At 45.8% G+C, this 251-nt stretch carries 1 protein-coding gene; it reads left to right on the forward strand.

All coding sequences use genetic code 11. The features are described from left to right. Nucleotides 1–244 (forward strand): hypothetical protein (locus AC0QH1_RS23315; RefSeq protein WP_324633769.1); only part of this gene is annotated, 244 nt, incomplete at its 5' end. Between the last annotated feature and the right edge of the window lie 7 nt (nt 245–251).

Here is a 251-nt window from a genome sequence, read left to right on the forward strand (position 1 = left end):
GTCGGTACAGTTTCTTTCCACCGATAGGGTGATGGCGGCGAAAAAACTATTCCGCTTATCGGTACAGTTTCTTTCCACCGATAGCGTGGTGGTGGAGAAAGAATTATTCCGCTTATTCCAAGGTTGGAGTGGTGGTGGGCAAAAAACTATTCCGCTTATCGGTATAGTTTTTTTCACTGATGGCGTGGTGGTGGAGAAAAAACTATTCTCCTGTCGGTACAGTTTTTTTCCAGCCTTGGAGTAGTGGTGGA

It is taken from the genome of Phormidium sp. CCY1219, from assembly GCF_055795085.1.